Consider the following 13,696-nt stretch of genomic DNA (forward strand, 5'->3'; position numbering starts at 1 on the left):
TGGGCAGCTGGCAGCCGAAGAGGCAGGCTGTATCGCGTAGCCGCCGCAGGCTGGGCAGCTGGCAGCCGAAGAAGCAAGCCGTAGCAGCGGACTTCAGCGGTAGCTGGAGCGCTGGCAGCCGAAGAAGCAGACCGTAGTGCGTAGCGGCCTGCCGCCCCACTGGCTGGCCTGCTGGCAGCTGAAGAAACAAGCCGTAGCGGCGGACTGCCGCAGTAAGAGGTATGCTGGCAGCCGCAAAAACATGCTAGAACGTTGAAGCGCCTTCTGGAGGCTGAGTAAGTGGCCGGTAAACGTTGAAATGCCGCAGTAGTTGGCGTACTGACGGCCGAAGAAGCAAGCCGAGGCGGCGCACCACACTGTGGTGGAGAAAAATAGCTTTTGTCTAGATGATTTATTAGCTTGTATTCTTGAATGCGATACGAAGCCAGCTGTTTGCCCGGTAAGTCGGGTAAGCGCAGATCGGGATGAAGTCCCGATCTGCTGGAGAATCCACTCAAGCGAGCAAGCTTGGATAATAGTGGGGAGTATTCGCCACAACACGGTTTTTACTTCTTGCGGTGGAGATTGCAGAGGTACAGTGGCTGCAAGGAGGATTTTCCTTGCTGGAGCAGCCTTTTGCATCTTTCAAGCACTATATGCCAGATGCAGTAAGGTTTTTTCTTCTTACACGGGATACCCGAGGGCTGAGGTGCACATAAGAAGGATATTCCTTATTAGAGCAGCAATTTGAGCTTTGCGACTACTGTCATTGCAGACAGTACCCCTCATCCAAGTTCTGAACGTCGATATTGTCCAACGTTTGATTTTGATGTTGATTTTTACAATGATTAAAAAGCGGAGCGGGCGGAAGCATTCTGGAGAAACGAAGTGTTCGTTTGTCCACGGGATATCCACCATTAGAGGATTCATACATTCAAGGAAATCTGGGGACAACAGTGATCACCGACAGGTGACAAGCTATTCACCTGCTTGCAGCACATGCGGATTTTGTAAGAAGCTTCCGTATGCGCAGCTATGTTTTTTATTCCCTGGTTTTCCATAAGTATTGCTACTGTTAAGACATTTGTTTGTTATTGCTGTCCTTATGAATTTTCCAATTGAAGGCCAGAATTGTGAAGAGGGGAATGGATCATGATGAACTTTCCGTACGAGGTTCCGGAGTCCAAGAAAATCCGCCTGATCGTCAATACCGATGCTTACAATGAAGCCGATGACCAATACGCGATAGCCCATGCGCTGCTGACGCCGAGATTCCGGATTGCCGGCCTGATTGGCGCGCATTTCGGCACCCGGAGCGCAACCTCCATGGAGGATTCCTATGGGGAGATTCAGAAGATGCTGAAGATCATGCAAATGGAGCAGCAAGTCGGCGTGTACAAAGGGGCGGAAGCCGCTCTCCCGGATGAAGTGACAGCGCTTCCCTCCGAAGGCTCCGAGCTGATCATACGGGAGGCCATGAAGGATGATCCCGCTCCGCTGTTTGTGATTTTTCTGGGCCCACTGACCGATATGGCCTCTGCCTACCTCCAGGAGCCGCAGATTGCCGGGCGACTGACTGCGGTGTGGATTGGAGGGGGCGTCTATCCCGAGGGATCGGATGAATTTAATTTGGGCAATGATATTGCGGCGGCCAATGTGGTTTTCCGATCGCCGATCCCGCTGTGGCAGGTGCCGAAAAATGTTTATTCCATGATCCGTGTCAGTCTGGCGGAGCTTGCCGTGAAGGTCATGCCGCATGGAGAATTAGGCGCTTATTTGTTTCAGCAGCTGGTAGAGTTTAATATGAAGTGGGGAGACAAACCCTCCTGGCCCAAAGGCGAGATGTGGATGCTGGGCGATTCCCCTGCTGTGTCGCTGCTGTTGGATGATCATGCCTTCGAATATGATCTGCGTGAAGCACCGTATATCCTGCCGAATATGCGTTATGAATTCGGTCATGGCGGCAGAGACATTCGTGTCTACCGTTATGTGGATGCCCGCTTCACCCTTGAGGATCTGTATGCCAAGCTGGAATTGTTTCATCGGTACAACAAGCTGAACGCTTAAGGAGGACTTTCTATTATGCCCATTCGGGTTACAGTTTGCAAAACGGAATATGCCACCAACCCTCTTGGGCTTGATGTTCTGGAGCCGCGCCTGTTCTGGCGCGTAGCCGCCACTCAGAATGCCACGGTTCAAAGCGCTTATCAGGTGCTGGTCGCCGAATCGGAAGATAGCCTGAATCAGGATCAGGGTACGATGTGGGACAGCGGCAAGGTGGCCTCCAGCGAATCTATCCATATTGTCTACAAAGGCAAGCCGCTTCAGGAGGAAGGCCGTTATTACTGGAAGGTCCGCGTTTGGGACGGCAAGGATCAGCCTTCAGAGTGGAGCGTAATCTCCTTCTGGACGATGGGCCTGCTGTCGCGTGATGCCTGGAAAGCCAAATGGATCGGCCGCAAAGCGCAGCCTGATCTGGAGTTCCAGCCTTCGCCCTATTTGCGCAAAACCTTTACGCTGCGGGGCAAGGTGCGCCGCGCATCCGCCTATGCGACAGCGCTTGGCGTATACGAGCTGTTCATCAACGGGGAACGCGTCAGCTCGCTGTTCGCGCCGGGCTGGACAGATTACGATACCCGCGTTCAGGTTCAGACCTATGACGTCACTCATCTGCTTGAGGAAGGTCCCAATGCCGCAGGCGTCATTCTCGGAGACGGCTGGTATGCCGGCACGGTTGGCTTTCTGGGCAAGCATGTTTACGGCGAGCGCCCTTTTGGCCTGCTGCAAATTAATATTGAATATGAAGACGGCACCCGGGAGAGCATCGTAACGGACGGCACCTGGAAAACCTCGAGTGGTCCCATTGCCTACTCCGATATGATCAAAGGTGAAACCTACGATGCCCGCCAAGAGCTGCAGGGCTGGAGCTATGCGGATTATAACGATGCGATGTGGGAGCAGCCGGATGTGCGCTCCGGCTACAATGGACTGCTCGTATCGGCTGTAGAACCTCCCATTCGGATCACCAAGACGATCAAGCCGGTTGATATCTGCAAAACGGCAGCCGGTACTTACATTTATGATATGGGTCAGAATATGGTCGGCTGGACAGAAGTGAAGGTGAAGGGCAAACGGGGCACGAAAATCACGCTCAGCCATGCCGAGATGCTGAATCCGGATGGAACCTTGTATCTGGATAACCTTCGCGTGGCGGTGCAGCAGGATCATTATATTCTCAAAGGAGAAGGCGAAGAGCGTTATGAGCCGCACTTTACTTTTCACGGCTTCCGCTATGTAGAGCTGATCGGTTATCCCGGAGAGCCTGGGGATGATACGATTATCGGGAAAGTCATCCATTCCGATACTCCGGAGAATGGACGTCTGGAGACGTCAGACCCTATGATCAATAAATTATATTCCAATATTACCTGGGGCCAGCGCGGCAACTTCCTGTCGGTGCCGACGGATTGTCCGCAGCGCGACGAGCGGTTGGGCTGGACGGGCGATGCCCAGATTTTTGCCCGGACGGCTTCGTACAATATGGACGTCTCGCGCTTTTTCACCAAGTTTATCGGGGATATGATCGATTCCCAGCAGCCGTCGGGCGCATTTACGGATGTCGCTCCGGATGCGGGCTGGATCCGCCACAAAATGTGGAATACCCGCCTGAACTGGTTTGCGCCGGATAATGCCGGTTGGGGAGACGCCGGAGTCGTTATTCCATGGACGCTTTATCTGATGTACGGGGATGTCCGCATTCTGGAAACCCACTATGACGCCATGGTGCGCTGGGTGGAATATTTGCGCCAGAGCACGGATAACCTGATCCGGCCGGATTATGCGAATTACGGCGATTGGCTCTCGATCAAGGCGGACACGCCGAACGAGGTGCTGGCTACGGCTTACTTCGCGTATAGTACCAGACTGCTTGCGAACATTGCCGGCGTGCTTGGCAAGCACGGGGACGAGAGACGCTACAGCTCGCTTTTCGCGGATATCGGCGAAGCCTTCCGCGGCGCATTCGTGGATGAGGAAGGCCGCATTCACGGCGAAACGCAGACGGTATACGTGCTGGCGCTGCAGTTTGGCCTGCTGACGGAGGAGCTGCGGCAGAAGGCGGTCCGCCATCTGGTTGATAATATCCGGAGCAACGGCGACCGTCTGTCGACGGGCTTCCTCGGAGTCGGTTACCTGCTGCCGGCATTGACGGATAACGGACAGCTGGATACGGCCTATACGCTGCTGCAGCAGGAAGCTTTTCCATCCTGGATGTATTCCATCAAGCATGGCGCAACGACGATTTGGGAGCGCTGGGACGGATGGACGGAGGAGAGCGGATTCCAGACGCCGGAGATGAATTCGTTCAACCATTATTCGCTTGGCTCCGTCGGCGAGTGGATGTTCCGGTATATGGGCGGCATTGAAGCCGATCCCGGTAGGCCGGCCTTCCGCCACACGATCATACGTCCGCAGCCGGGCGGGAAGCTGACCCGGGTCAATGCCCAATACGAATCCCTGTACGGTACAGTGGCGACAGAATGGCATTTGAACGAGGAAGGGCATTTCCGCTTGTCCGTGCGGATACCAGCCAACACAACGGCTTCCGTTCATGTGCCGGGCCGCAATATCCGTCTGGTGGACGCTCCCGATGCCATTGGCGCACCGGCGCTTGGCGGACAAGCGCTTGGACTGGCAACGGCAGACCGCGGACCGGATGCCGTAAGCAACAGTCTGGTTGGATGCGAGCTTGTAGCCGAATCCGAAACCGGCTCGGAATATCATATCGGCTCGGGACAATTTACTTTTTTAAGCGAGCTGAACAGCATTTAAGGCAGAATAGTTTGAAACAAGCCAGAGTCTTATAAAGAGGATCGCAAGCGTAAGCTGCGCCGCCTGTTTGGGCTCTGGCTGTTTTTTTCGGAATGTATAAGTTTGAGAGGACGGCGACAGCCGTTTCTTCCAGATCGTTGTGACAGCGGTTTCTTTTCTTGAAGGAGGCTTCCCCCCATGCTGAATCTAAAGCGGGAACGGTGGCTGTCGGGTCGAATCCGCCCCTTCTTTTCCCGGCTCCGCACGCGCCTGCTGCTTAGTTATTTTGTCATCATTTTATTATGTATTGCCCTGGTGGGCGCGGTGTCCTTCTATATCTCCTATCAAACGATGGCGGAGCGGGTGGAGTCGGCCAGTCTGCAGATTATTCGCCAAATCGAGAACAATATGGATAATGATTTTCACAGCAAACGCAATATATTGCTGGCTCCTTATTACACGCAGGAATACATCGACGGCATTAACGCCTACAGGGAAATGAGCGAGGAAAACAAGTTTCTTTTCCGCCAGGAGCTGGGCAATTTATTCCTCAAGAGCTTTAACATTACGCCGATCCGCGATTTCATCCGCTTCCAGATCTATTACAGCGGGGGCGAGCTGATGGGAGCTTCGGATGATTTCAAGCCGGAAAGCGCCGCACAGGTGCGGAATTCGGAATGGTATCTGCGCACCGTGATGAAGGACGGAGAGGTGTTCTTCAGCGGAGAGGTCGGAGACAGCGCGCCGGGCGCCGCCAAGCAAACTGCATACTCTTCATCCATTCTCATTCGCGACTTCTCCAATCCCGACCGGTTCATTGTGGTCCGTGTGGAATATGCCGCTGATCTGTTCAGCAGTATCGGGCAGAATGACGGGCTTTCGCCGCACAGCAGCATTCTGATTCTGGATGAAAATAACAAGCTCGTGTACGCCTCGGCTGACAGCTCGCAATATGAGTCCGATACCGCTCTTCTCAGCCGGATGAACGATGATACGGGGAAGTTCTGGTATAAAAAAAACGGCAAGGACGACATGCTCGTCTCGTACACCCGTTCGGCCTACTCGGACTGGAAAGCCGTGCTGGTCATGCCGCGCAGTGACATTACCGGTCCGCTCAACCGGATCAAGACAACCGTTATCGCTACCGCCATTATCGCATTTGTCGTTACCTTTCTGATCTCGCTGCTGTTCGGACGCAGCATAACAAGGCCGATCCTGAACGTCTACAAAACCGTAAACCGGATCAAGAGAGGGGACTTCTCCATCCGTCTGGAGGTGGGGCGCAATGACGAAATCGGCAGAATCGCCAGCAATTTCAACGCGATGCAGGATGAGCTGCAGCATCTGATTGAAACCAAATACATGAACCAGATCAAGCTTCAGGAAGTGGAGCTGGCCATGCTCTATTCGCAGATCAATCCCCACTTCCTGTATAACACGCTGGACAGCATTCGGGCCATGTCCGATTACTATAAAGTCAATGATATCGGCGAGATGGCCCAGGCGCTCGCGGATATGTTCCGCTACAACACGAAAACCGGCGACGAAATCGTCACGCTCCAGGAGGAGCTGGTGCAGATTGACGCCTATATGAAAATCCAGGGTATCCGCTTCGAGGACAAGATTGCTTACGAGCTGGATATCGAAGAGGATGCATACCGTTTCCCCCTGCTAAAAATGACCCTGCAGCCGCTGGTGGAAAATGCCGTCTTCCACGGCATCGAGCGCAAGCGGGGCAAAGGCACCATCCGCATCTGTGCAGCAGCTGCGGGGGAGCGGCTCCGCCTCACGGTCAGCGACGACGGAGTCGGCATATCCGAGAAGCGGCTGGGCGAGCTTCGCACCAGGCTGGACTACCCGCTTCATCAGGAGCCGTTCACAGCCTCGGCGGCTGAAGGAGGAATCGGAATCGGCAATGTATACGCCAGATATGCGATCCGTTATGGCGCTCTTTTCGAGTTCTCGATCGAAAGCAGGAAGGGGACAGGAACAACGATTACTCTGTTATTCCCCGAGGCTTGACGGAGGCATCGGGGAAATAAACAGCTGCCGGCCTCCGGCAAAGGTAAGAATATTCAACATTTTGGGTCAAAATCGTGGATAGGGCGGGGGAAAGCGCTTCCTTATAATGAGGATGTAAGCGATCTCAACTATCGAGAGGGTGTCCAAATTGAGAAAAATGAAGACTGCAGCAGCATTATTGACGATTTGCCTTGTTGTCTTGTCGCTGGCCGCTTGCGGAAGCAGCAATAACAACCAGCAAAACAATGGCAATTCGGCAAACGCTTCCAACGCACCGGCAAACAATGCGGCAGGAGCGGATGAAGGAGAGAAGGCGAAGGATCCGGTTACGCTGTCCTTTGTAATCTCCAACACAGAGGATACGGTACCGTATACGAAGATCTTCGAGGCTTACGAGCAGAAGACCGGCAACAAGGTGGAGCTGCAGGCCCTGCCCGGAGGCGATTATGACAATCTGATCAAGACGCGATTCTCCACCGGCGACTTCCCCGATCTGTTTCTCATGCAGCCGGGAACGAAGCAGTATGTCAAGCTCAGAGCTGACGAGACCTTGAAGGACTGGTCGGGCGAAGCGGGCGTGTGGGATAACGTTATCGAGTCGATCAAGGAGTTCCAGACGGATACGAATGGCAAGGTTTACGGCGTGCCGTTCGGCAATACCGGCATGATGGGTGTATTTTACAATAAAGATGTTTTTGCCAAAGTGGGCGTTGCGCCGCCGAAGAATTACGCCGATCTGATTGAAATCGCCAAGAAAATCAAAGCGGCGGGCATTACGCCTTTCTATGAAGGGGTCAAAGACGGCTGGCCGTCGCAGGTCTTTTATTTTACAGGCTGGGTGTCGGATGTAGATCCGGCCGTTGGCGACGAGGGTGTCAACAAGCTGAACGCCAATGCGCTTAAGCTGAATGAAATTCCCGAGCTGAAGACGCTGTTCGAGAAACAGAAGGAATTGAAGGATCTGGATCTGTTCCAGAAGAATGTCATGGCGGGCACCTACGATGAGCTGCAGAATGAAATGGGCGACGGCAAGGTTGCGATGGCGTTCATGCTTGACGGCATTGTGCCTCAAATGGAAAAGAAATTCGGCAAAGAGTTCGTTACGGACAAATTGGGCTTCTTCCCGTTCCCTTCGGATACGGATGAAGGCACCGCCATGATTACGCCTCCGAACCAGCTGATGGTTCCGACGAAGTCCAAGCATTACGATGCGGCTGTGGATCTGGTGAAGTTCATGATTGAGAAGGATAGCGTCAATATGTTCTATGCGAACCACCCGGGCATTCCGATCTTCAAGGATGCGACAAGCGTCTTGTACCCGGTGCAGGAAACGGTGCAAAAGTTTATCGATGACGGAAAATCGAAGGTGAATGTACAGAACCGTCTGACCGCCTCCTTCGGTGATTTCGCCAAAACGCTGCAAAATTTCTTCCTGAGCGGCGATGTGGACGCAGCGATCAATGAGTTCTCCGACAACTATCAGAAGGATGGCAAAGCCAAACGTCTGGCAGGCTTCGAATAAGCTTCACCCTAGAGCAAATTAACGTCCCCCAAACATAAAAGGAACAGAAGGCGACTTGGGCCGACAGCTGTGCAAGCCCAAGTCAGCCTCAGCCTAATGAAAGCAAAGGAGGGGGTGGCATGGAGAGACGCAAATACCCGCTTTATTTTGTTTATCCGGCGCTTGTCATCTTTCTGATTTTCTTTATCGTGCCTACTCTGTCAGGCGTGTATTACAGCTTTACCGATTGGAATATCAATGCGGATACGATCAAGTTCATCGGCTTTGACAACTACACGGCGCTGTTTCATGAGCCCCGGCTGAAGACGGCGCTGCTCAATACGCTTATATTTGCGGCTGCGGTGACGGTGCTGCAGAATGTGCTGGGCATCGCGCTGGCACTTGTCATGAACGAGAAGCTGGCTTTGCGCAATCTGCTGCGGATGGTATTTTTCATGCCGTATGTGATTGCGCCGCTTATTATCGGATATATTTTCCGCGCGATTTACCACCCGGAGCATGGGATCGTCAATCAGATACTGGATGCGGTTGGCCTGGATTTCCTCATGCAGGATTGGCTTAATGATCCCAAATATGCCTTGTTCTCCGTTGTTGCCACCGATCTGTGGCGAGTTGCCGGGTTCTCGATGGTGGTATATCTGGCCGGTTTGCAGTTTATTCCGAAGGATCTGACCGAATCGGCCTCGATTGACGGGGCCAACTACTGGAGCCGCTTCCGGCATATTGTATTTCCGCTGCTGGCGCCTGCGTTTACGGTGAATGTGCTGCTGTCGCTGATCGGTTCCATGAAGGTGTTCGAGATGGTGATGGTGCTCACGGACGGCGGTCCGGGCTACTCGACGGAGGTATTCAACACGTATATCCGCAGAATGTTCAGTCTCGGTGAATTGGGATCGGCAACGGCGGCTAATCTTCTGCTGTTCGTCCTCGTAACCGCGATCGGTGTTCCCGTGCTGATGGCGATGAAGAAAAGGGAGGTTGAACTGTGATGCAAAGAAGCGGAAGGCTGATCGCGCTTGAGGTTGTGGCCATCCTGCTGGCGCTTGTTATTTTGCTTCCCTTTATTATGATTCTGATCAATTCGGTCAAGGATATCCGCGAGTCCGCGCTGTTTGGCTTTAACCTGCCGGGCAAATGGGTGTTTAAGAACTATGCGGATGTCTATGATCAGGCGAATATTCTGCGGGGCTTCAAGAACAGCGTGCTGATCTCCGGTCTCGTCATTGTCTGCGTGAACCTGTGCGCTTCGATGGCGGCGTTTGTGATTCAGCGGCGCAACAGCCGATTTCTGCAGGGCGTCTATTACGCTTTTATTATGGGCCTCATCGTCCCGGTATCGATCATCCCGACCATCAAACTGATGGGCGATTTGCATATCAAAGGCACGTATTTCAGCATCATTATGTATTACACGGCTGTCCTGCTGCCCTTCTCTGTGTTTCTGCTGGTCGGCTTCATGAAGTCGATTCCCCGGGAGCTGGATGAGGCGGCTCTCCTGGAGGGCTGCGGATTTTTCCGGCTTTATTTCCAAATCATCCTGCCGCTGCTGGTAACGATTCTGGTCACGGTCACCATCGTGGTCATGGTCTCGGTGTGGAATGATTTCTTCGGGCCGTTCTATCTCGTAACGGACAGCACCAAGTGGACGATCGTCCTTCAAATATACAACTTTGTCTCCTTATACAGCACGAACTGGGGCATTGTGTTTGCTTTTATGGTCATCGTCGTTGCGCCGGTGCTGATTATTTATTTGCTGCTGCAGCGTTTTATTATCGACGGACTGACAGCCGGGTCATTGAAAGGCTAGCCGCCAAGGGAGGAGCAGGAGATGCGCAGTGTAATGGTTGTGGATGACGAACGCTGGATTCGCCGGGGCCTGATCCAGTCCATCCCTTGGGAGCGGCTGGGTCTTGAACTGGCCGGAGAGGCGGGCGATGGCGAGGATGCCTATCAGATGGCGCTTGAGCTTGCGCCTGACTTCCTGTTTCTGGATATGCGGATGCCGGGATTGGACGGCAAAGAGCTGCTTGGCATGCTGAGCCGCGCCCTGCCCAGGCTGCTCACGATCGTGGTCAGCGGCTATTCGGATTTTGAATATACCAAAGAAGCGATCCGCCACAACGCCTTTGATTATTTGCTGAAGCCGGTGAAGAAGGATGAGCTTGCTGGCGTGCTGGAGAAGGCTCTGGCGCAGCTGGAGCAGCTTGACCGGCAGGAGCAGATGCAGCGCAGGGCAACAGACGGGCAGCTTGAAACCTGGCTGTCGCAGGCGCTGTTCCATGAGGATGCGACAGCCGCACAGGAGCAAGCCAGAGAGGAAGAGACGGATGAGGGGATTCCCGCCTGCTGGAGGGAAGGGGAATTTGCCGTTTGGGTGGGCAAGCCGGACCGCTATACGGATGATAACACTGATCCGCAGCGTCTTCTTGCCTGTATGGAGGAAAAGCTTGCTCAATCGCGCGCTTTCTTCTTCGGCGGCCAGTGGGCCTTTGCCCTGACCCGGTCTGCGGGAGGAAGCGGGGAGCTCGTGGCCACAATAGCCGCCGGCCGGCTGTCTCAGCCGGAGCTGTCTGTGCTGCTTGCGGATGTGCAGAGCAGGCTGAAGCAAGCCTGCGGAATCAGCGTAAGCTTCGGCGTCAGCGGGAAGGCGGACCGTCCGCAGCAGCTTCGGCAGGCTTACCTGCAGGCGCGAAAAGCGCTGGCGGACAAAAGGCTTGGCGATTGCGGCGTTGTGCTCCCGGCGCGGGAGACCGCAGCTGCCCGGGCCTTCGTTTACCCGCATCACCTGGAGCAGAGCTTTCTCCTCGCGCTGCAGATCGGCAATGGAGAAGCCGCCCGGCAGGAATTCGAGAAGCTTTTCGCCGCCTTGTCTGGACCGGAAATGACGGTCGGGCAGCTGCAGCGTGGAGCATCCATTCTGATTCATTCCATTGAGAAGCAGCTGCAAACGGCGGAGAAGAGCCTGGCTGAGCTGTGCGGCAGCTTTTCGCTTGCGTTGTCCGAATTGTTCCAAAGCCGCAATGACGCTGCATCGGTGAAAGCCGTGTTCACCCGGGAGATTATACCGGCGGTACTGCATTATTATGAGCAGCAGGGCGACAACCAGGGAGAGAAGATTGTCCGCGAGGTGGAGAGGCTGATTCAGACCCATTATGACCAGACGCTTTCACTGCAGCAGATTGCCGAGAGCCGCTACCTGAACCCGGATTATTTGAGCAGGCTGTTCAAGAAAACGACAGGCAGCAATTTTGTCGACTATCTCACGGATACCCGTATCCGCAAATCGATCGAGCTGCTGCAAATCCCCGGCTACAAAAACTATGAAATCGCACAGCTGGTCGGCTACGAGGATTACCGCTATTTCAGCCAGATCTTCAAGAAGAAGACGGGCAAAACCATTGGCGATTACCGCCACTCGGGTTCACATTAACGACAAGGAGGCAGCAATGATGAAAACACGCCAAATACCGGATACGCTGATGCTGGAGGAACGCGCCGGCCATGCCCTGAATGCCATTATGGGAATGGCGGACGAGGACTTTAACGGCATACCTTTTTTTGCCGCCAATCTAATGACCGATCCTGCCAACCTGACACACGGGGATTGGGATTACGGATCCTCCCACGGCCGCATGATCGATGGATTTATTCTGGCCCGGCATATGTCCGGCGAGACGATTGGCGCAGAACAGGAGGCGCAGTACCGCGCTAATTTTCTCTCTTTCTTCCATGAGGACGGCCTCAGCTACAGGCAGGTGAATCCCAATGGAAACTGGGAGCCCAATGCCAATCTGATCGATCAGCGAGCCGTCATTTTGTCCCTCACCACCTGGTTCATGGAAACAGGCGATCCCAAGGTTAAGGAAGTGGCGGATAAGCATGTGGCGGCGCTGAAGCGCATCGCGATCAAGGAACGGGATGTGTGGTACTATCCGGCATCCGAGTACAAGGAAGAGGGCTGGCCGTCCAAAAACGCCATGCTGCTGCGGCTTGCGCCCGATCCGGCGGCATTCTGCGGCAGGCTTGTCATGCCCCTGCTGAAATATCATGAGCTGACCGGCAACCAGGATGCCTTTGAGCTGTGCCAGTACTTTACCGCGCTTATTATTCAGCGCAGCGGCGTGTTCAACGAGGACGGAAGCTTTAATGATGCGCTTGCCTATCGCAGCGGACATTTTCATACGCGTCTTGGCACGCTGGATGCCATCGCGCGATTTGGCGTGTTCACCGGCGATGCCGCGCTGATCAGCTGGGTCAACAAAAGCTATGAATGGGCATTAACCAAATGCACGGCTTTTGGATGGACCCCTGGGGACCTGAAAGAGCAGGCCTATGAGCATGAGACCTGCTCGCTGGTCGATCTGATCGCAACGGGCATCACGCTCGCCAAGAGCGGCTACACCAAATATTGGGGAACGGTTGAGCGTTTTATCCGCAACCACCTGACCGAGTCGCAGCTGCTGGAGATGGATTGGGTGAAGGAAGCCGACGATCGTTCCGGCGATGTTCCGGGATGGCTTACGCATCATAATATCGCCCAGCGTACGCGCGGCGCGTTCGCCGGCTATTCGGCGCCAAATGATTTCTGCTGCGATGTGAGCCATGGCCGGGGGCATACGAATGACTTGCAAATTTGCTGCCTCGGCTCCGGAACGCGCGGCTTGTTTATGGGATGGAGCAATACGATTACCGAGAAGAACGGTGCAATCAGCGTCAATTTTCTCTTGAACCGCGGCTCGGTATGGCTGGATGTGGACAGCTATTTGCCGCATGAGGGAAAGGTTGTACTGCATATTCACCGCGATCTTCCACGGCTCCAGATACGGATTCCAGAATGGGCAGGTTATGCCAAGGTGAGCTATGTGCGCGAGCGTGAAGGCAACGAGGCAGTCAGCGGCCGCGGCAGCGATTCCAGCATGTGGGTCAATGAGCATTTTCTAACGCTGGGGGCCGCGCAGGCCGGCGAGACGATTACGGTTACGTTCCCGCTGTCCTCGCGCACAACGATTGAGAACGCCATTGGCCAAACCTTCGAGACGCATTGGCGGGGCGACGATGTCGTGAATATTTCGCCGAAGGGAACCCAGCATCCCTTCTACAGCGGCCGCAAGGTATACGATGAGGCGCCGCTGAAGGAGGGCGATTACCGCCGACTGGAGCGGGAGTTTGTCTGGTAGGGGTGTTGGTCAAAGGATAATGGCGCTTATTGACGGAGATGCCGGCGATGCGGCCCGACCGGGACGCCGCGGTATGGAGGAATCGTCGGATAGTCCAGTGCGATGAGACTGGCAGCAATGGTCCAGTGCAATGAGGCTGTCACGGATAGTTCAATGCGATGAGACTGGCAGCAATGATCCATTGCAA

At 54.4% G+C, this 13,696-nt stretch carries 8 protein-coding genes; all 8 read left to right on the forward strand.

Annotated elements, in window-relative coordinates; translation table 11 throughout:
* Positions 1 to 1,131: 1,131 nt before the first annotated feature.
* Positions 1,132 to 2,046 (forward strand): nucleoside hydrolase, encoded by a 915-nt coding sequence (locus AC0YNV_RS27975; protein WP_475770983.1) that lies wholly within the window; start codon positions 1,132 to 1,134, stop codon positions 2,044 to 2,046.
* Between the two features lie 15 nt (positions 2,047 to 2,061).
* Positions 2,062 to 4,809 carry a family 78 glycoside hydrolase catalytic domain gene (locus tag AC0YNV_RS27980; protein ID WP_475770984.1) on the forward strand — a complete coding sequence of 916 codons (2,748 nt, stop codon included), beginning with the start codon at positions 2,062 to 2,064 and terminating at the stop codon, positions 4,807 to 4,809.
* Positions 4,810 to 4,986: 177 nt separating this feature from the next.
* Positions 4,987 to 6,810 carry a sensor histidine kinase gene (locus AC0YNV_RS27985; protein ID WP_475770985.1) on the forward strand — a complete coding sequence of 608 codons (1,824 nt, stop codon included), beginning with the start codon at positions 4,987 to 4,989 and terminating at the stop codon, positions 6,808 to 6,810.
* A gap of 157 nt (positions 6,811 to 6,967) precedes the next feature.
* Positions 6,968 to 8,332: an ABC transporter substrate-binding protein gene (locus AC0YNV_RS27990; protein ID WP_379113622.1), complete on the forward strand. Its 1,365-nt coding sequence runs from the start codon at positions 6,968 to 6,970 to the stop codon at positions 8,330 to 8,332.
* Positions 8,333 to 8,451: 119 nt separating this feature from the next.
* Complete coding sequence (locus AC0YNV_RS27995) at positions 8,452 to 9,321, forward strand: carbohydrate ABC transporter permease (RefSeq protein ID WP_475770986.1); 870 nt, start codon at positions 8,452 to 8,454, stop codon at positions 9,319 to 9,321.
* Complete coding sequence (locus AC0YNV_RS28000; RefSeq protein ID WP_210045215.1) at positions 9,321 to 10,139, forward strand: carbohydrate ABC transporter permease; 819 nt, start codon at positions 9,321 to 9,323, stop codon at positions 10,137 to 10,139. Before AC0YNV_RS27995 ends, AC0YNV_RS28000 begins: the two co-directional genes overlap by 1 nt.
* Positions 10,140 to 10,160: 21 nt before the next feature.
* On the forward strand, positions 10,161 to 11,762 hold the full coding sequence (locus tag AC0YNV_RS28005; protein ID WP_475770987.1) for a response regulator: 1,602 nt from the start codon (positions 10,161 to 10,163) through the stop codon (positions 11,760 to 11,762).
* Positions 11,763 to 11,778: 16 nt separating this feature from the next.
* Positions 11,779 to 13,509: a glycoside hydrolase family protein gene (locus AC0YNV_RS28010; RefSeq protein WP_475770988.1), complete on the forward strand. Its 1,731-nt coding sequence runs from the start codon at positions 11,779 to 11,781 to the stop codon at positions 13,507 to 13,509.
* Positions 13,510 to 13,696 lie beyond the last annotated feature (187 nt).

This window comes from Paenibacillus sp. JT31N11, from assembly GCF_056269285.1.

Coding starts and splice junctions, on each gene's coding strand:
- AC0YNV_RS27980 (WP_475770984.1), top strand. CDS start 2,062: ATGCCCATTCGGGTTACAGTTTGCAAAACGGAATATGCCACCAACCCT.
- AC0YNV_RS27990 (WP_379113622.1), top strand. CDS start 6,968: ATGAAGACTGCAGCAGCATTATTGACGATTTGCCTTGTTGTCTTGTCG.
- AC0YNV_RS28005 (WP_475770987.1), top strand. CDS start 10,161: ATGCGCAGTGTAATGGTTGTGGATGACGAACGCTGGATTCGCCGGGGC.
- AC0YNV_RS27995 (WP_475770986.1), top strand. CDS start 8,452: ATGGAGAGACGCAAATACCCGCTTTATTTTGTTTATCCGGCGCTTGTC.
- AC0YNV_RS27975 (WP_475770983.1), top strand. CDS start 1,132: ATGATGAACTTTCCGTACGAGGTTCCGGAGTCCAAGAAAATCCGCCTG.
- AC0YNV_RS27985 (WP_475770985.1), top strand. CDS start 4,987: ATGCTGAATCTAAAGCGGGAACGGTGGCTGTCGGGTCGAATCCGCCCC.
- AC0YNV_RS28010 (WP_475770988.1), top strand. CDS start 11,779: ATGATGAAAACACGCCAAATACCGGATACGCTGATGCTGGAGGAACGC.
- AC0YNV_RS28000 (WP_210045215.1), top strand. CDS start 9,321: ATGCAAAGAAGCGGAAGGCTGATCGCGCTTGAGGTTGTGGCCATCCTG.